We start from the raw sequence: 18,124 nt of genomic DNA, 5'->3' as shown, positions 1-18,124 counted from the left end.
GACGAAAGGTGGACATGGACATGAGCGAAGCTGTGACGGAACACTGGAGCTCGCGGGTCGAGGCCGTGTGGGCGGACTCCTCTCTCGACGATGCGCAGGTGATCGCCGCCATCGACGCCCTCGTCGCCGAACGCCCGGACGGCGATGCGCGAGGTGCGTTCGAGGCAGCCGGAGCACGCGACTCCGCAGGCCTCGAGGTCGAGGCGGAGTCCCTGTACCGTCGCGCGCTCGATGCAGGACTCGACGAGGAGCATCACCCGCAAGCGGTCATCCAGCTGGCGAGCACGCTCAGGAACCTCGGGCGCCACGCTGAGAGCGTCGAGATGCTCGACCGGCAGCTGAGCGACGATCCCGACGGCCCCTATGCAGACGCGACGGCGGCGTTCCTCGCCTTGGCCCTCGTCAGTGCCGGACACCCGCGCCGAGCCACCGCCGTCGCCCTGCGGGCGCTCGAGCCGCACCTGCCCCGTTACCATCGCTCGGTCCGTGCGTATGCCGATGAGCTGGACGTCGATCCATCGCGTTGACGCCCCGCCGCCGCTTGTCCGTCCGCCTCGGGCGAACCGACGGGCCCGAGAGTCTGCCGAGGGCGAACAGGGCGTCCGCGGTACGTCGGCTCCGATAGATTCGAACCACTGCACAACCGAAACGGAGCGATAATGGCCGAACCACAGTTCTCGCCCAGCGTCTTTGACCGCCTGCTGAAGGACCGGATCATCTGGCTGGGCGCCGAGGTCCGCGACGAGAACGCGAACGAGATCGCGGCCAAGCTGCTGCTCCTCGCCGCGGACGACCCGAAGCGCGACATCTACCTCTACATCAACTCTCCCGGTGGCTCGATCACGGCCGGCATGGCCATCTACGACACCATGCAGTTCGTTCCGAACGACATCGTCACCGTCGGCATCGGCATGGCTGCATCGATGGGCCAGCTGCTCCTCACCGCCGGCACCAAGGGCAAGCGCTACATCACGCCCAACGCCCGCGTGCTGCTGCACCAGCCGCACGGTGGATTCGGTGGCACCTCCAGCGACATCCAGACGCAGGCGCAGCTCATCCTCGACATGAAGAAGCGTCTGGCGGAGATCACCGCCGCCCAGACCGGCAAGTCTGTCGAGCAGATCAACGCCGACGGCGACCGCGACCGCTGGTTCAACGCCGAGGAAGCGCTCGAATACGGCTTCGTCGACCACCTCCGTGAGTCCGCGCTCGACGTGGCCGGCGGCGGCGGAACCGTCGACACCGACAAGTAACCCGGCTCCGACAGACAGGAATGCAACACATGGAGACTCCAACGTTCAGTGCGGCCGGCCGCTCGCTGCAGATGCCGGGTGCCCGCTACATCCTCCCGAGCTTCGAAGAGCGCACGGCCTACGGCTACAAGCGTCAGGACCCGTATGCGAAGCTCTTCGAGGACCGCATCATCTTCCTCGGGGTGCAGGTCGACGATGCGTCCGCCGACGACATCATGGCCCAGCTCCTCGTGCTGGAGAGCATGGACCCCGACCGCGACATCGTCATGTACATCAACTCGCCCGGTGGTTCGTTCACCGCGATGACGGCGATCTACGACACGATGCAGTACATCCGTCCGCACGTCATGACGGTCGTCCTCGGCCAGGCGGCTTCCGCCGCCGCGGTCCTGACGGCTGCCGGAACGCCCGGTAAGCGCCTTGCGCTGCCGAACGCCCGCATCCTGATCCACCAGCCCGCCGTCGGCGAAGCCGGTCACGGTCAGGCATCGGACATCGAGATCCAGGCGGCCGAGATCCTCCGCATGCGCGGGTGGCTCGAGTCGACCCTGTCTCACCACTCGAACCGTTCGGTCGAGCAGGTCAACAAGGACATCGACCGCGACAAGATCCTCTCGGCGGCGGAAGCCCTCGAGTACGGTCTCATCGACCAGGTGCTCACGTCGCGGAAGAACCCGGTCGCGGCCATCACGGCCTGATCGGTCTCAGCACGTGAGCTCGACGCGGCGCGTCATCCCAGCGGGGTGGCGCGCCGCGTTGTCGCAGGGACAAGCTAGGCTCAGAGCACCGAATCTCCAGCGAGAGGGAGAGAAGACATGGCACGGATAGGCGAGAGCGCCGATCTGCTCAAATGTTCCTTCTGCGGCAAAAGCCAGAAGCAGGTGCAGCAGCTGATCGCCGGCCCCGGCGTGTACATCTGCGACGAGTGCGTCGAGTTGTGCAACGAGATCATCGCAGAGCGCCTCGCAGAGGCCAGCGAGGAGACGGTCAGCGAGTTCGACCTGCCGAAGCCGAAGGAGATCTTCGCCTTCCTCGAGGAGTACGTCATCGGCCAGGAGGGCGCCAAGAAGGCGCTGTCGGTCGCGGTGTACAACCATTACAAGCGTGTGCGCTCGCGTGCGACCCTGGCTCCGGCCGAGACGGTCCACGACGACATCGAGATCGCCAAGAGCAACATCCTGCTGATCGGCCCGACGGGTTGCGGCAAGACCTATCTCGCCCAGACGCTGGCGAAACGACTGAACGTGCCGTTCGCCGTCGCCGACGCGACCGCCCTCACCGAGGCTGGCTATGTCGGTGAGGACGTCGAGAACATCCTCCTCAAGCTCATCCAGGCCGCCGACTACGACGTCAAACGGGCGGAGACGGGCATCATCTACATCGACGAGGTCGACAAGATCGCCCGCAAGGCGGAGAACCCGTCGATCACGCGCGACGTCTCCGGTGAGGGAGTGCAGCAGGCGCTGCTGAAGATCCTCGAGGGCACAGTCGCCTCGGTACCGCCGCAGGGTGGCCGCAAGCATCCTCACCAGGAGTTCATCCAGATCGACACGACGAACGTCCTGTTCATCGTCGCCGGTGCGTTCGCGGGGCTCGAGGAGATCATCTCGTCGCGCGCTGGCAAGAAGGGCATCGGCTTCGGCGCTCCGCTCCACAGCAAGGGCGACGACGTCAACCTGTTCGGTGAGGTCCTCCCTGAGGACCTGCACAAGTTCGGTCTGATCCCGGAGTTCATCGGTCGTCTCCCCGTCGTCACGACGGTCACGCCGCTCGATCAGCACGCACTCATGGAGATCCTGACGGTCCCGAAGAACGCGCTCGTCCGCCAGTACCAGCGCATGTTCGAGATCGACGGCGTCGAGCTGGAGTTCGATCAGGCCGCTCTCGAAGCGATCGCCGACCTCGCGGTCCTCCGGAAGACGGGTGCTCGCGGTCTCCGAGCGATCATGGAGGAGGTGCTCGGGCCGATCATGTTCGAGGTGCCTTCCACCGACGAAGTGGCGCGTGTGGTCATCACGCGTGAATCCGTGGTTGAGAACGCTGCACCGACCATCGTGCCGCGCGCGGCACGGCGGCACGAGAAGTCCGCGTAGCTCGTCCGCGTCCATCTGAGGGCCGACGATGACGACGGAACCTTCGACGAACGGTACGCCGACGAGCACCGTGCCCACGAGTACTGAGCCCCGCTCGGTGCTCGTCCGGGGGTTCGTCGCGCTGCGGTCATCACGATCATCGTCTCGCTGTCCCTGACCGCACTCCTCGGAATCGTCGTGCTGTTCACCGGCGACTTCGGTGAGGTGCAGGGGCGCATCCTGCTGACTGCGCTGCTCGTAGCAGGCTTCAGCATCGTCGCTCTCTGCGACCTCGCCCTGGCCGGGCGAGCGTTACGGGTCGCCGGACTCGTCGGCGTCGGCGTCGCCATCCTGGCGCTCCTGCTGGGGCTCGTCGTCATCTGGCGAGACTGGTCCGGCGGTGGGTTCGGCGAGATCCTGCGGGCCTTCGCGATCGCCGGCATCTGGTCGTTGAGTCTTGCCCAAGGCAACCTGCTGCTGTTGCTGGCGCATCGCCGTCGCTTCCCCGTCCGAATGGGACTCGGCGCGACCTGCCTGTTCATCCTGCTCACCGCCACGCTGGTGAGCCTTCCCATCCTGACAAACGGTGAGATCCCAGGCGAGGCGGCGCCCGACTACTGGCGTGCGTTCGGCGTGGTCGTGATCCTGGACGCTCTCGGGACCATCGTCGTCCCGGTGCTGGCACTGTTCCTGCGGGACGACGACGGAGATGCGGTGCCCGCCGTCCCCGGATCGATCCCGGTCGCCGCGACGCCGTCGCTGGAGTCGGGATGGGTGCAGCTGTCTCCTGAGCTGGCTGCTGATGTCGCCCGAGTGGCGACAGCCGCACGGACGACGCCGGAAGTCGTCGTCGCCTTCGCCGTCCGCCGCCACCTCGACGAGCGGCGGCGGCCGCTCAGCCCTCCAGACCCCGACGGCGCAGCAACGGCTCGATGACCGCATCGCGGCCACGGAAGTCGCGGTAGGCCTCGAGCGGATCCTTCGATCCACCGACACCGAGCAGACGCGTGCGGAAACGGTCGCCGTTCTCCCGTGTGAGGCCGCCGTTCTCGGTGAACCAGTCAACAGTGTCCGCGTCCAGCACCTCGCTCCAGATATAGGAGTAGTAGCCCGCGTCGTAGCCGCCGGAGAAGGTGTGCGCGAAGTAGGTGCTCGCGTACCGGGGCGGCACGGCCGGGTTGTCGAGACCGACCGCGCGAAGAGCCGCTGCTTCGAACGCGTCCACGTCGTGAACGCGGTCGGTGGCGCTGATCGTGTGCCATGCCTGGTCGAGGAGCGCCGCAGCCAGGTACTCGCTCGTCGAGAACCCCTCATTGAACCCCTCGGAGGCTTGGATCTTCGCAACCAGCTCGTCCGGCATCGCTTCGTCCGTCTCGTAGTGCCTCGCGTAGTCCGCGAGCACGTCCGGCCACAGCATCCACATCTCGTTGACCTGGCTCGGGAACTCGACGAAGTCACGGAACACGCTCGTGCCGGAGAAACGCGGGTATTCGACCTGCGCGAACAGCCCGTGCAGTGCGTGCCCGAACTCGTGGAAGAAGGTGTTGACCTCGTCGAAGCTCAGGAGCGTCGCCTCGCCCGGTGCCGGTTTCGGCACGTTGAGGTTGTTGACCACCACAGTGGGAGTGCCGAGGAGACGGCTCTGGGAGATGAGCGCGTTCATCCACGCGCCTCCGCGCTTGGTATCGCGGGTGTACAGGTCGAGCAGGTACAGCCCCACACCGGATCCATCCTCGTTGAACACTTCGAACACCCGGACGTCCGGGTGGTACCCCTGGAGATCGGCACGCTCGATGAACGTGATGCCGTACAGCTTCGTCGCGGCATTGAAGACACCGTCCCGGAGGACTCGCTCGGCCTCGAAGTAGGGGCGCATGGCCGCGGTGTCGACGTCGAAGCGCTCGACCCGCACCTGCTCAGTGGCGTACGCCCAGTCCCACGCCTCGATGTGGTCCGAGCCGGTGACGAGTTCGAGTTCGCGCTGTTCGCGCTCGGCATTCCGTGCGGCAGGGGCCGCGAGCCGTGTGAGGAGCTCGGCGACCGCCTCCGGGGTACCAGCGGTCTGATCGGCCGTGACGGCGGCAGCGTGCGAAGGGAAGCCGAGCAGTGCGGCGCGCTCTGCTCGCAGCCGGGTGATCTCCAGGACCAGGGCCCGGTTGTCGTTGGGACCGCCGTGTGCACCACGGCTTCGGGACGCTGTCATGATCCGCTCACGGACGGAGGGGTCCGTGAGCGCTGCGAGCGCAGGATGTCCGGTCGGGAGGACGAGGGTGATGAGCCACCCCTCCAGCCCCCGTTCGGACGCGGCCTGCGCAGCCGCGGAGATCTCTCCGGCGCTCAGTCCGTCGAGCTCCGCGCGATCGGTGAGATGGAGCGCGAGTTCGTTCGTATCCGCGAGGAGCTGCTTCTCGAAGCGCGTCGTCAGTGTGGACAGCCGGAGGTTCAGATCGGACAGTGCTTGCTTCTGGTCGGCGTCGAGGGCCGCGCCGGCGAGCGTGTGTTCGGTGTGCACCCGCTCGACAAGGTAGCGGTCTTCAGCTGAGAGCTGGAGCTCGTCCAGCTGGCCGTGCACCGCGGAGAGACGCTCGTACAGGGCCGGGTCCAACCGGATGGCGTCCTCGTGGGCTGCGAGCTGCGGGGCGAGCTCCTCTTCGAGCTGGTTCGTGAAGGCCGAGCTGTCGGCCGAACTCTGGTTGAAGAACACCGCGGCGACGCGGGAGAGGATCGCGCCGCTGCGCTCCAGCGGGAGCAGCGTGTTCTCGAAGGTGGGCTCCTCCGACTGGGTGGTGATCGCCGCGATCTCGGCCAGGTGCTCGGCGAATCCAGCGTCGAAGGCCGGCCGGTAATGCTCCTCGCGGATCTCGCCGAACGGCGGGAGCTGATAGGGGAGCGTGCTCGGCGTGAGGAATGGATTCGTGGTGGCTGCCATACCTCACCCTAACGAGGATGGCTGCACGCACTCCACATCACCGCCGCGCGACAGGTCAGTCGGCGTCGGTCTCGGGGCGGATCAGCTCGGCTGAGTCGTCGGGCGTCTGTCTGATGATCGTGCCGTCATCCAGCTCCACGACGGCACGACGCTCCAACCAGGTGAGGGTCCAGCGCCAGGTCGAGGCATCGACACCCTGCTCCGTGAGCTCGCGCTCTTCCGCCGCGATCGCGGCCCGGACACTGTCTGGTACTGCGGTTGGAGCCTCGGCACCGACGGTCCAGCGAGTTCCGAGCTGCATTACGGCTCCAGGTCGTAGGTCACCCAGCTCGTGCGGGTGGCGAGCTTGTCGTAGACGGCCTGCGCGCGCTCATTGTCAGCAGCGGTGATCCACCGGACGACGCCGTGACCGCCTTCGACCGCGAGTTCGCGCAACCGCTCGATGAGAGCCGTCCCGACGCCCTCCGCTCGGGAGTCCTCGCTGACGTACAGATCGTCGAGATAGAGGCCGGTGCCGCCTGCGAGAGCTCGGGGGAAGATGCGGTAGTGGGCGATGCCTGTGAGGCCGCCCTGCTCGTCCTCGGCTACGAGGGCGTTCAACGGGTGGGCAGGATCGCTCAGCCAACCCCAGACGAGGACCGCCTTCTGATCGCTCAGCGGGTTGCCGTAGAACTCGCCGTAGCCCGAGTACAGGGCGTGCCAGGCGAACAGGTCGCCCTCGACGGCGGGACGGATGGTGATGCTCATGCGCGTGCCTCCTCGTTGGTCTCGGCCGGAGCGAAGGCGATGGAGCCGACGACGAGTTGCTCGGCGGTCTGGAATTCGAGCGTCTCGATGCGGCCGACTGCCCGGAGGTCGGCGGCCACTCGGCTGAGAAGCTCGACAGACTCGGCCGGGGCCGCGATCACTGCGGACTGGACCTGCGTCTTCTGTGAGGCCTTCGCGTCGGTCTTCGCGCGACGAATGCCGGTGAGCGCCTCGCTTGCGAGCTGCAGGACCTGCGGCTCGCCGGTCGGGACACCCGCGAACTCATCGTCGGTGGGCCAGCTCGACTGGTGAACCGATCCGCTGTGCGTCCAGGACCAGGCTTCTTCAGCGGCGAACGGGATGAACGGTGCGAACAGGCGCAGCAGCGTCGACAGTGCGATCCGCAGCGCGGCGACAGCCGACGCCTGAGCCGGGCTCTCCTCACCGTACGCGCGCTCCTTGACGAGCTCGAGGTAGTCGTCGCAGAACGTCCAGAAGAACGCCTCGGTGACCTCCAGCGCGCGGGCGTGGTCGTAGCCCGCAAGGGCGGTCGTCGCGTCGGTCACCGTCTTGCGAAGGACGCTGAGCATTGCGAGGTCCACCGCCTCCGTGACGGGTGCGTCCGCACTGCCGGCGAAGCCCAGGATGAACTTCGAGGCGTTGAGGACCTTGATGGCCAGTCGGCGGCCGATCTTGATCTGCGTCGGGTTCTGCGGGTCGAAGGCTGCGTCGGTCCCGAGGCGGCTGGATGCCGCCCAGTAGCGGACGGCGTCGGACCCGTGCTGCTCGAGCATGGCGGCCGGGGTGACGACGTTGCCCTTCGACTTCGACATCTTCTTGCGGTCGGGGTCGACGATGAATCCGGACAGCGCCGCGTGCTCCCAGGGCTTCTCGTCGTACTCGAGGACGCTGCGGAGCATGGTCGAGAAGAGCCAGGTCCTGATGATGTCCTGGCCCTGCGGGCGCAAGGAGTAGGGGAACACCAGGTCCCAGAGCTCGGGGTCGCGCTCCCAGCCGCCGGCGAGCTGGGGCGTGAGGCTCGAGGTGGCCCACGTGTCCATGACGTCGACTTCACCCATGAAGCCGCCGGCGACACCACGCTGCGCTTCCTCGTAGCCAGGGGCGGCATCACTCGACGGGTCGACGGGCAGGGCGGCGTGGTCCGGCGCGATCGGCTGGTCGTAGACGGGGTTGCCGTCGCCGTCGAGCGGGTACCACAGGGGGATGGGCACACCGAAGAAGCGCTGACGTGAGATGAGCCAGTCGCCGGAGAGACCGCCCACCCAGTTCTCGTAGCGGACGCGCATGAACTCGGGGTGCCACTGGAGCTCGGAACCGAGCTCCAGGAGTCGGCCCTTCAGCTGCTCGTCGCGGGCGCCGTTCCGGATGTACCACTGGCGCGTCGAGACGATCTCGAGCGGCTTGTCGCCCTTCTCGAAGAACTTGACCGGGTGCGTGATCTGCTTCGGCTCGCCGATGAGGTCGCCGGACGCCGCGAGGAGGTCGACGACGGTCTGCTTGGCGCTGAACACGGTCTTGCCGGCGAGCTGTGCGTACGCCTCGAGGCCGGCGTCGGTCGTGATGGCCTCTGGGGCCTCGGAGATGACACGGCCGTCGAAGCCGAGGATCGCCCGGTTCGGGAGGTCGAGCTCGCGCCACCAGACGATGTCGGTGATGTCGCCGAAGGTGCAGACCATTGCGATGCCCGCACCCTTGTCCGGCTGAGCGAGGTGGTGTGCAAGCACGGGGACCTCGACGCCGAAGACGGGGGTCGTGACGGTCGTGCCGAAGAGTGGTTTGAAGCGTTCGTCGTCCGGGTGCGCGACCAGGGCGACGCAGGCGGGGAGCAACTCGGGGCGGGTGGTCTCGATCTCGATCGTCCCGCCGTCCGGGCGGTGGAAGGAGAGCCGGCGGTACGTTCCCGGCTGGTCCTTGTCCTCGAGTTCGGCCTGCGCGACGGCGGTGCGGAACGTGACGTCCCACAGGGTCGGTGCCATGGCCTGGTACGCCTCGCCACGATCGAGGTTGCGGAGGAAGGCGAGCTGGCTCGCCGTGATGGACTCGTCGCCGATCGTGCGGTAGGTCTGGGTCCAGTCCACCGACAGGCCGAGCGCGCGCCAGACGGCTTCGAACTGCTGCTCGTCCTCGACGGTGAGGCGCTCGCACAGCTCGATGAAGTTGCGACGCGAGATCGGGATCTGGTCGGCGGCCTTGGTGCTCTTGTTGTCGCCGCCCTCGAACGGCGGCGTGAAGCCGGCCTCGTAGGGGAGGGTGGGGTCGCAGCGCACGCCGTAGTAGTTCTGGACGCGGCGCTCGGTGGGCAGGCCGTTGTCGTCCCAGCCCATGGGGTAGAAGACGCGCTTGCCGGTCATGCGCTGGTAACGAGCAATGACGTCGGTGTGCGTGTAGCTGAAGACGTGACCGATGTGCAGCGATCCGGAGGCGGTGGGCGGCGGGGTGTCGATCGAGTAGATGCACTCGCGCGTCGCGCCCGCACGATCGAACCGGTACGTCCCCGAGGTCTCCCAGGAGGAGCCCCATTTCTGCTCGAGACCTTCGAGGGCCGGCTTGTCCGGGATGCTGGCAGCGGTCATGGGGCGATCTCCTGCTGATATGTGCGGCACCGTGTCTGCGTGCCTGAGTGTGTGGGAACGTTCCATGCTACCGCAGCGCATGTGGCGTCATCCCGCACAGACCAGCCACCGAGAGTGCCTCGTCGCCGATAGCATCGGACCGTGCCGACCCGAGCCACGTCGGGCGCGATCCGCGCCGACCTCCAGGGCCTCCGCGCTGTGGCGGTCGCCCTCGTGGTGCTGTTCCATCTGCGCCCGGAGCTCGTGCCGGGTGGGTTCATCGGGGTGGACGTGTTCTTCGCGATCTCCGGGTTCCTGATCACCGCCCACGTCCTTCGCGAGGTCGAGACGTCCGGTTCGGTCCGGCTCGGGCGGTTCTGGGCGCGGCGAGCGCGGCGGCTCCTCCCAGCTGCGCTGACCGTGCTGCTCGCGACCATGATCGCCTCCTGGGTGCTGGCGCCCGTCGGCGACCTGCCGCGGTTCCTGCGCGAGACGGCCTGGTCGGCGCTCTACATCGAGAACTGGGCTCTCGCGGGTTCCTCCGTCGACTATCTCGCCGCGGAGGCGTCGCCGTCGCCGGTGCAGCACTACTGGTCGCTCTCGGTCGAAGAGCAGTTCTATCTGGTGTGGCCGCTGCTCATCGCCGCCGCCGCGTGGGTGGCCTCCCGGCTCGTCGCGCGCCGTCCGGTCGAGTGGGGGAGGAGACCCACGGCGTTGCGTGCCGTCACGGCGGTCGCGCTCGCCCTCGTGTTCCTGGCGTCGATGGTCTGGTCAGTGGTGCACACGGCGCAGGACCCGTCTCCGGCGTATTTCGCGACGACGACCAGGGCGTGGGAGTTCGCCGCAGGAGGTCTGCTCGCCGTGGTGGTCGCCGGTTCCTCCGGGCGGTCACTGATCGCCGACGCCGTGCGGGTTCCCGTGGCCTGGACCGGACTCGGCGCGATCGGATTCGCCGCCTTCGCCTACTCGGAGGCGACACCGTTCCCCAGCGCGACGGCTGCCGTCCCGGTGATGGGAACGCTCGCGGTCATCTGGGCCGCAGCTCCGTCGCGTGGACCGTCGCCCGTCGTGGCCCTCTCGATGCGTCCCATCCAGTGGCTCGGCGCCCGTTCGTATTCGGTCTATCTCTGGCATTGGCCGGTCCTCGTACTGGGCGGGTTCGTGCTGTCGCGGTCCGCGACCGCGTTCGAGCAGCTCGTGATGCTCTCGGTGACCATTGCCCTCGCGGAGGCGACCACCCGCTGGATCGAGACGCCGATCCGCTTCGGGGCTCCCGCGGGCATGCGCCCGGCGACGATACTGGGCGCGACGGCTGGGGTGATGGCGCTCCTGCTCGCGGTGTCGGTCGTCGGGCTGCCACGCGCGGAGGCTCGGGTGGCAGCCGAGCAACAGCGGATCGAGCGGATGGTCGCTGCGCCCCCGGCGTGTTTCGGTGCTGCCGCGCTGCTCGATGCGAACGCGTGTCAGTCGAGAGAGGTGCCAGTCGATGACGTGGTCGGTGGTGGGGACGCCGATCCTCACACGGGTCAGTCGACGACGGGCCCCACGACGGCAGTGGAGATCGTCCCGGATCCGTCGCTCGCCGACGCGCCACCTGAGCGCTGCATCACAGGCATCCGTGCAAGCGGGTTCGAGGTCTGCGCATATGGAGCCGACGAGGATGTGGCGACGAGGACGGTCGCGCTCATCGGAGACTCTCACGCGGAACAATGGTTGCCGGCCTTCGCCGCCGCCGCTGCATCCGGCGGCTGGCGATTGCTCGTGGTCGCGAAGAGTTCGTGTCCATTCAGCGACGCTGAACGGACCGAACCCGGACTGAGCGCCGAGGTGCTCGCCGAGATGCGCGCGGGCTGCGTGGAATGGAACCGAGATGCTCGTGCGCTCCTCGCCGACGACCCACGCATCGACACGATCGTCGTCGCAGCACGAGCCCGCAACCCTGTCACCGCCGACGACGGTGGACGCTGGCAGGACGCTGCAGCCGATGCGTACGCCGCGCGTTGGGCCGACGTCCCGGAGTCGATCGAGCACATCATCGTGCTGCGCGACACGCCGACCATGCGAGAGGACGTCCTCACCTGCATCCGGGACGAGGCCGAACCGGCGTCGGCCTGCGCACGCGACAGGACGGATGCCCTCACCGAGGATCCGCAGTTCGATGCGGCCATCGCGAGCGAGGACCCGCGCGTGCGCCCGCTCGACCTCACCGACGCCCTGTGCGAGGCTGACAAGTGTTCACCGGTGATCGGCGACGTGCTCGCGTACCGGGACTCGAACCATCTCAGCTGGGTGTATGCGGCCACGCTCGCGCCGACGATCCAGGGCGTGATCGACCAGTTGAGTGCCGCCGGTTCAGCCGACGGGCGCTGAGCCGGCGCCTCGATCGGCGAGGCGGGGAGCATCGTCGGCGAGGCGGGCCGTGTACGCGTGTCGGGGCGAGGTGAAGACCTGCTCGGTCGGCCCGTACTCGACGATGCGGCCGTTCTGCATGACGGCCACCTCATCGCTCATGTGTCGGATGACGCCGAGGTCGTGGGAGATCAGCAGGTAGCTCAGTCCGTGCCGTTCCTGCAGGGCGTCGAGCAGGTCGAGGATGCGTGCCTGCACCGTCACATCGAGAGCAGACACCGGTTCGTCGAGGATGAGCGTGGAGGGACGGCTGGCGAGTGCGCGGGCGATGGCGACGCGTTGTCGTTGCCCGCCGGAGAGCGTGCGGGGGCGCGCATGTTCGAGCGACGGGTCGAGGCCGACGTCGCTCAGGAGCTCGGCCACCGCGAGCCGCGATGCGGAGCGCTTCGGCAATGCGTCGGCGATGATCGCCGCGACGCGCCACCGCGGGTCGAAGGAGCTGAGCGGGTCCTGCGACACCCAGCCCAAGCGGTGCCGACGTGAACGGCGATCGCGTTCGGCGACACCGGACCACGGTTCGCCGTCGAGGAGCACGGAACCGGATTCCGGTGCAGTGAGGCCGAGCGCGATCCTCGCGAGCGTGGTCTTGCCCGAGCCGGATTCTCCGACGATGCCGAGCGTCGTCCCGGGCGCCAGGCTGAGGGTGACCTCGTCGACCGCGCGGACCGGAACGGAGCCGGATGCGCCGCGGAAGGTGCGGACCACGTCACGGAACTCCAGTGCCGGTGTGCGTGCCGGCCGTGGTTCCGTGCGCTGCCCGGAGCGCACGGGGCCGGCCGACGGGCTCCTCGGTGCGCTGGCGGCGTCCGGCACGCTCAGCCGTGTGCCACGTGGGCTATCGGTCGGCACCGCAGCGAGCAGCGCACGCGTGTAGGGATGCTGGGGCGCGCTGAGCACCTGAGCGGCCGTCCCCTGTTCGACGATCCCTCCCGCCTGCATGACCACGATGTGGTCGGCGATCGATGAGACCACGGCCAGGTCGTGACTGATGAGGAGCAGCCCGGCACCGCGACGCTTGATGTCGGCGAGCAGGCCGAGGATCCGGGCCTGGACGGTCACGTCCAAAGCGGTCGTCGGCTCATCGGCGATGAGGAGGTCGGGGTCGAGGGCGATCGCGGCGGCGATGAGCGCCCGCTGACGCAACCCGCCCGACAGTTCGCCGGAGCGCTGGCCCACGCGGGTCGCCGGCTCGGGCATACCGACCGCCTCGAGCAGCTGGAGGACGCGGGCCGCCCGGTCCGAACGGCCGAGTGACGTGCCGAGACGGAGCGCGTCGTCGATCTCGCGCCCGATCGGTCGGAGCGGGTCCAGAGAGACGAGCGCGTCCTGCAGCACGAGTCCGATGCGTCTCGCGCGCAGACGGCGCCAGCCGCGGGCGTCGAGGGGGCGGAGGTCGGTCCCGTCGAACTCGAGGCGTTCCGCTGTCACGTTGGCGGTCGGTCCCGCAAGACCCAGCAGCGTGCGGGCGGTGACGCTCTTACCCGATCCGGACTCACCGACGATCGCGACGCAGGTGCCGCGCTCGACGTCGAACGAGACGTTCCGGACGGCGTGGTCGGGGCCTCCGAAGCCGACACTCAGGCCGTCGACGCGGAGCAGCGGATGCTGAGCGCTCATCGGGTGCCCTCCCGCAGGCGTCGTTGCAGGCCTCGCCCGAGGATGGTCGTGGAGAGCGCCGTGGCCACGATCATGAGTCCGGGGAACGCCGTCAGCCACCATGCGGTGGCGAGGTAGGTTCGAGCGGCGGCGAGCATCGCGCCCCATTCGGGCGCTGGCGGTTGCGCGCCGAGACCGAGGTAGCTGAGTGCGGACGCCCAGACGACGGCCTGCCCGATGCCGAGGGTTGCGAGCACGAAGAGTGGCGCGACCGCGTTCGGCAGGATGTGACGGACGAGGATCCGCGCCGGCCCGTGACCGAGGACCCTCGCAGATTCCACGTAGTCAGCGGATCTGACCTGGATCAGCTGCCCGCGGATCAGGCGGGCGTAGCCGGGCGCGGTGGACAGGCCGACGGCGATCGTCGCTGTGACCGGCCCGGGACCGGCGATGACGATCACCAGGAGGGCGAGCAACAGCCCGGGGAACGCGAAGAGCACTTCGAGCACCCGACCGACGGCGAAGTCGACGACGCGCCCGCCGACGGCCGCCGCTGTGGCGAGGATCGCTCCGAGTGCGAGGCCGATCGCCGTGGCGGCCGTGCCGATGAGGAGCGAGGTCGCCGCGCCGTGCACGACGCGGCTCCAGATGTCGCGTCCTGATTCGTCGGTGCCGAACCAATGCTGGATCGACGGCGAGGAGAACGCGATGCGTGGATCCACAGCGGTCGGGGACAGCGGCGCGAACAACTGTGGTGCGACTGCGAAGCCGAGCAGGAGCAGCACGACGAGCCCGGCGAGGACCTCCGGGATGCCGAACCCCGCGACGCGCCACCGATCTGTGGGTATGCGGGCACCGCTCCGTTCGGAAGCCGGCGTGATCGCGAGGCCGCTCATGAGGTCACCCGACGTCGACTGTCGCGTGGATCGAGGAGTTCGGCCGCGGCGTCCGCGATGAGGAGCACGATCACATACGCGAGAGCCGAGACCAGGACGACGCCGGTCACGACGGGGACGTCCCGCACAGTGACCGCCTGCAGCAGCGTCCGACCGAGGCCAGGACGGGCGAAGATCGTCTCGACGACGACCGCGCCGCTGATGAGATAGCCGAACGCCCAGCCTGAGAGGTTCACGGCTGGTACCGACGCATGCCGCAGACCGTGTCGCAGGAGCATGCCCGTCCTGGTCTCGCCGCGGGCAGCGGCCGAGACCGCGAACGGCGCCGACTGCGCATCGAGGAGTGGCTCCCGCATGACCTGGGCGAGGAAGCCGGCGACGGGGATGGCGAGGGTCAGCACGGGGAGGACGAGACCTGCCGCGCCACCGGTGCTGACCGGCGGCAACCAGCCCAGCCAGGTGCTGAACAGGGAGATGAGGACCGTGCCCAGCCAGAACTGCGGCAGCGACGCGGCGACGAGCTCGACTCCCGAGCCGATGGCCGAGGACACCCGGCCGCCTCGTGTCGACCAGATCGTGAGTCCGAGGGCGAGCAGCCACGCCACGATGAGTGCGAGCACGGCGAGCAGCAGCGTCCCTCCGAGCTGCTCGCCGAGGATCTGGGTCACCGGAGTGCGCTGCGAAGCTGAGACCCCGAGATCACCCTGCGCGAGACGGCCTAACTGGGAGGCGTACTGCACCAGGAGTGGTTGGTCGAGTCCGTACTCGACCCGGACCCGTTCGAGGGCTTCCGTCGAAGCCTGCGAGCCCGGGCCGCCGAGGTACGCCTGAGCAGGATCGCCGGGGATCAACCGGATGGCGAAGAACGTCACGGTCGCGACCGCCCAGAGTACGAAGACCGCGCCGGCCAGACGGGCGCCGATCCTCCCGAGGAGTCGGCGCCCGCCCAGTGTGCTCGGGCGGGCCGCCGTCACTCCACGAGCCAGGCGTCCGCGAAGACCGGCGTCGACACCGTCGGCAGCGCGCGGACGCCCTGCAGCGAGGTGCTCAGCAGGAAGTGGTTCTGCTGGTCGTACAGGGGAAGGATGTAATAGCCGTCGAGGATGATCTGCTGCGCCTGCTCGTACAGGAACGCCCGCTCGTCGGGGTCGAGCGTGTCGCTCGCCTGGGTGAGGATGTCATCCAGCGCCGGGTCGTCCAGCTGGGCGTGGTTCGCGAAATACCCGCTCGGCGCCGGGACGATCCCTGCGGAGTCGTAGAGGACTCGCAGCACGTCCGGTCCGACCTTCGTGTAGGGAGCGCTCACAGCCTCATAGGCGTTCGTGCCGAGCGCCTCGTACCAGCTCGACAGATCCAGCAGTTCGAGCTGCACGTCGAAGCCGGCCTCACCGGCACCTGCCTGGATCTGCTCGAAGAGCGACTGCTCGGCGGGGATCGATTGGTTCGTGCTCACGGGGAACCGCACCGTGAGGCGGACGCCGTCCTTCGTCCGCACACCATCGGCATCCTTCGTCGTCCAGCCGGCTGCGTCCAGCAGCTCGTTGGCCGCGTCGAGGTCGTAGCCGAAGAGACTGTCGTCCGAGTACGCCGTCGCCTCGGCGCTGGAGAGTGGAGAGTACGAGCGCTTCGCAGTGCCGAAGAACAACGACTCGATGCCGGCATTGACATCCGTCGAACGGACGAACGCCTCACGGACGCCTGCGTCGTCGAAGGGGGCCTGGCCCGCGTTCAACTCGATGCGGTTCGAGGCGCCGGGGCGAGGCGCATCGAGGTCGACGATGGTCTTCGAGTCCTTCGCTTGAACGATGGTGTCGGGCTGGGCGTTGTCGATGATGTCGACATCGCCGCTCTGGAGCGCGGCGAACCGGGACGCGGAGTCGGGGATGAAACGCCATGTGATGCTGTCGAGGTACGCGGGCCCCTCATGGGCCGAGTCCGCTGGGGCGGAGTCGTAGGCGTCGTTCCGCACGAGGGACACGTGGTCCTGCTTGACCCACTCATCGACGACGAACGGACCGGTTCCCACCGGAGCCTCGCAGTTCGCGTCGAGCCCGCGGGCGAGACCGGTCGGCGACTCCATGGCCGTCCACGGTTGGGAGAGCGACTCGAGCAACGCGCTGTCCGGCGTCGACAGGGTGAACCGGGCCGTCGTGGCGTCGACCGCCTCGACAGCGGCCACCTTGCCGACAGCGAGGTACCCCGTCGACGACTTCGTCTCGGGGTTCTGCAGGTGTTCAACGTTCGCCTTGACAGCCGCCGCGTCGAACGCCGTGCCGTCGGTGAACGTCACATCGGAGCGGAGGGTGAAGTCCCACGTCAGTCCGTCCTCGGACGTCGTCCACGACTCAGCGAGCCACGGGATGATCGCGCCGTCGGCATCGCGCGACACGAGCGGCTCGAGGTATTGGGAGCTGAGGAGGGCCTGCGGGTAGTTCCCGCCGACGTGCGGGTCGAGGCAGTCCGGCTCAGCGTCGCCGCTCGCGTACACGAGCGTGCCGCCGGTCACCGGCGTGCTCGTCGCGGTCGGTGCAGCCGGGGAGCACGCAGCGAGGAGCAGTGCTGCGGGTGCAAGGACGGCGACGACCCGCGCCGATCGTCGCCCGGACGACGCCGGGCGCACAGGATGCAGAGGGGAGGAAGCAGGCACAGGGGACTCCATTGAGCGATCCGACCGGGTGCTGAAGGCCCGGCGACCACGTCCCACGAATTATTGGACGCAGTCTCAGAACCAGCATAGAGGCTGGAGAACGGCACCCGCCCCCTGGGCGGCGGCCGACGGCTAGGCTCGCTGACGACGGAAGGAACGCACGTGGAACGTCCAGCAGCGCGCAACGGCGTCGGCCGTCCTCGACGATCCTCCCAGCGCATCCTGGAGGAGGCCGCGGCGGAGCTCTTCCTGGAGCAGGGGTATCCGGGCACCACCGTCGACCAGATCGCCAGCAGGGCAGGCGTCAGTCGCAACACCTTCTTCAACTACTTCGGATCCAAGAGCGACGTCCTCTGGGTCGACGTCGACGCGGCGCTCGCCGGACTCGAACGGGCGCTCGCAGCACGCGTCCCACGACTGCCCACGGATGCGGCCACCGCGATGCCGGCGCTCGGTTCGGCGCTCCTCGGCATGGCCGAGGAGCGCTCGAACGGCGCCGTGCCCTGGGCGCTGACGCAGATCGAGCTGATGGACACGGCATGGGAACTCCAGGCGTCCGGCCTTGAACGGCTCCTCCGATTGCAGGCGGTGCTCCGCGTCTTCCTCGCACGTCACACGGCGGAGGCCGACGAGTTGACCATCCGGGCTGCGGCTGCAGCGACTGCGGGAGCCGTTGTGGCGGGCGCCGGCGCGTGGGCGGCCGCAGGTGTCACGCGCGGCGAGCTCAGAGACTATCTGCGCCGTGCGATCGAACCGGTCGTCGACGGGTACGGCCGGGCCCTCGCGGCTGCAGACGGCGTGCGCTGAACCCCGTCGTCCCTCGCGCCACCGGCGCGCTTCCAAGCTGTACCATTGCAGGAGCGACATCGATCCGGCCATCACCGGGGAGTCCTCGGAAGAACAGCGGCCGCTCTGCGGCCGTCAAGTAGAACCGAGCGGGGCAGGCCCGTCACAGCCGGTGCAGAGCGGCGACTCCGGGTGGAGGCGCAAGCGGGGTGGTAC

15 protein-coding genes are annotated in these 18,124 nt (G+C 68.4%); 7 read left to right on the top strand and 8 right to left on the bottom strand.

Features of this window, described 5'->3' with window-relative positions; translation table 11 throughout:
* Positions 1 to 20 precede the first annotated feature (20 nt).
* The 5 genes from ABMA10_RS12980 (at position 21) to ABMA10_RS12960 (ending at position 4,261) form a co-directional block, all read left to right on the top strand.
* Positions 21 to 527, top strand: coding sequence for a tetratricopeptide repeat protein (locus ABMA10_RS12980; RefSeq protein WP_347869062.1), 507 nt, complete (start codon positions 21 to 23; stop codon positions 525 to 527).
* A gap of 132 nt (positions 528 to 659) precedes the next feature.
* Positions 660 to 1,253, top strand: a complete 594-nt coding sequence (locus tag ABMA10_RS12975; RefSeq protein ID WP_347869063.1) for an ATP-dependent Clp protease proteolytic subunit — start codon at positions 660 to 662, stop codon at positions 1,251 to 1,253.
* A 29-nt stretch (positions 1,254 to 1,282) separates the two neighbouring features.
* Positions 1,283 to 1,951: an ATP-dependent Clp protease proteolytic subunit gene (locus tag ABMA10_RS12970; RefSeq protein WP_285040406.1), complete on the top strand. Its 669-nt coding sequence runs from the start codon at positions 1,283 to 1,285 to the stop codon at positions 1,949 to 1,951.
* A 117-nt stretch (positions 1,952 to 2,068) separates the two neighbouring features.
* The gene (gene clpX / locus ABMA10_RS12965) at positions 2,069 to 3,346 is read left to right on the top strand and encodes an ATP-dependent Clp protease ATP-binding subunit ClpX (protein ID WP_347869065.1); all 1,278 of its coding nucleotides are present in this window, start codon (positions 2,069 to 2,071) and stop codon (positions 3,344 to 3,346) included.
* A 177-nt stretch (positions 3,347 to 3,523) separates the two neighbouring features.
* On the top strand, positions 3,524 to 4,261 hold the full coding sequence (locus tag ABMA10_RS12960) for a hypothetical protein (protein WP_431030608.1): 738 nt from the start codon (positions 3,524 to 3,526) through the stop codon (positions 4,259 to 4,261).
* Here the strand turns inward: ABMA10_RS12960 and ABMA10_RS12955 are convergent.
* Genes ABMA10_RS12955 through valS form a run of 4 tightly spaced genes read right to left on the bottom strand, consistent with a single transcriptional unit; the run spans position 4,221 to position 9,595 of the window.
* Positions 4,221 to 6,254, bottom strand: coding sequence for a M3 family metallopeptidase (locus tag ABMA10_RS12955; RefSeq protein WP_347869067.1), 2,034 nt, complete (start codon positions 6,252 to 6,254; stop codon positions 4,221 to 4,223). The two genes, ABMA10_RS12960 and ABMA10_RS12955, sit on opposite strands and share 41 nt — an antisense overlap.
* Before the next feature lie 55 nt (positions 6,255 to 6,309).
* Complete coding sequence (locus ABMA10_RS12950; RefSeq protein WP_347869068.1) at positions 6,310 to 6,555, bottom strand: hypothetical protein; 246 nt, start codon at positions 6,553 to 6,555, stop codon at positions 6,310 to 6,312.
* On the bottom strand, positions 6,555 to 7,001 hold the full coding sequence (locus ABMA10_RS12945) for a GNAT family N-acetyltransferase (protein ID WP_347869069.1): 447 nt from the start codon (positions 6,999 to 7,001) through the stop codon (positions 6,555 to 6,557). Before ABMA10_RS12945 ends, ABMA10_RS12950 begins: the two co-directional genes overlap by 1 nt.
* Positions 6,998 to 9,595 (bottom strand): valine--tRNA ligase, encoded by a 2,598-nt coding sequence (gene valS / locus ABMA10_RS12940; RefSeq protein ID WP_347869070.1) that lies wholly within the window; start codon positions 9,593 to 9,595, stop codon positions 6,998 to 7,000. The genes ABMA10_RS12945 and valS overlap by 4 nt, the downstream gene beginning before the upstream one ends.
* A gap of 141 nt (positions 9,596 to 9,736) precedes the next feature.
* Here valS and ABMA10_RS12935 point away from each other — a divergent pair, with 141 nt between their 5' ends.
* Positions 9,737 to 11,944, top strand: a complete 2,208-nt coding sequence (locus ABMA10_RS12935; protein WP_347869071.1) for an acyltransferase family protein — start codon at positions 9,737 to 9,739, stop codon at positions 11,942 to 11,944.
* On the opposite strand, the gene ABMA10_RS12930 is transcribed toward ABMA10_RS12935, so the two are convergent.
* Genes ABMA10_RS12930 through ABMA10_RS12915 form a run of 4 tightly spaced genes read right to left on the bottom strand, consistent with a single transcriptional unit; the run spans position 11,927 to position 17,134 of the window.
* Entirely contained in the window at positions 11,927 to 13,600 is a 1,674-nt protein-coding gene (locus ABMA10_RS12930) for an ABC transporter ATP-binding protein (protein ID WP_347869072.1), read from the bottom strand. The genes ABMA10_RS12935 and ABMA10_RS12930 overlap by 18 nt on opposite strands.
* Complete coding sequence (locus tag ABMA10_RS12925; RefSeq protein ID WP_347869073.1) at positions 13,597 to 14,475, bottom strand: ABC transporter permease; 879 nt, start codon at positions 14,473 to 14,475, stop codon at positions 13,597 to 13,599. The genes ABMA10_RS12930 and ABMA10_RS12925 overlap by 4 nt, the downstream gene beginning before the upstream one ends.
* Positions 14,472 to 15,449, bottom strand: a complete 978-nt coding sequence (locus tag ABMA10_RS12920; protein ID WP_431030607.1) for an ABC transporter permease — start codon at positions 15,447 to 15,449, stop codon at positions 14,472 to 14,474. The genes ABMA10_RS12925 and ABMA10_RS12920 overlap by 4 nt, the downstream gene beginning before the upstream one ends.
* Complete coding sequence (locus ABMA10_RS12915) at positions 15,446 to 17,134, bottom strand: ABC transporter substrate-binding protein (protein WP_414693677.1); 1,689 nt, start codon at positions 17,132 to 17,134, stop codon at positions 15,446 to 15,448. Before ABMA10_RS12915 ends, ABMA10_RS12920 begins: the two co-directional genes overlap by 4 nt.
* A gap of 150 nt (positions 17,135 to 17,284) precedes the next feature.
* Here ABMA10_RS12915 and ABMA10_RS12910 point away from each other — a divergent pair, with 150 nt between their 5' ends.
* A complete protein-coding gene (locus ABMA10_RS12910; protein ID WP_347869075.1) occupies positions 17,285 to 17,929 on the top strand; it encodes a TetR/AcrR family transcriptional regulator in 645 nt (214 codons plus the stop codon).
* Positions 17,930 to 18,124 lie beyond the last annotated feature (195 nt).

Origin of the sequence: Plantibacter sp. RU18 (assembly GCF_050613355.1) — a bacterium.
Classification (GTDB): Bacteria; Actinomycetota; Actinomycetes; order Actinomycetales; family Microbacteriaceae; genus Plantibacter.
Note: the sequence above shows the minus strand (reverse complement) of the source record. Positions and strands in the feature narration are given on the sequence as shown.